Below are 232 nucleotides of genomic sequence, written 5' to 3' on the forward strand. Positions count from 1 at the left end.
GTCAACCCCGTTGCCCTGTCGGTGCTCCTGATTGTGCCTTTCCTTGTGTATGCAGGAGTTCCTTATGAAGACTATATGGCGGGCGCGCAATATATTTCTTTTCTGCTGGGTCCGGCTACGGTTGCGCTGGCTATACCTTTGGCTATGCAGCTTGAGCGGGTCAAAAAGGCCTGGCTGCCCTTGGTTTGCGGTTTGCTGGCGGGCTCGCTGACGGCGGTGTTGTCGGTGGTGC

The 232-nt window shown here is 56.9% G+C and carries 1 protein-coding gene; it reads left to right on the plus strand.

The window, feature by feature from the left end:
• Nucleotides 1-232 (plus strand): LrgB family protein (locus AC3II9_RS22620; protein ID WP_489159033.1); only part of this gene is annotated, 232 nt, incomplete at both ends.

This window comes from Lysinibacillus sp. RU7 (assembly GCF_057837305.1).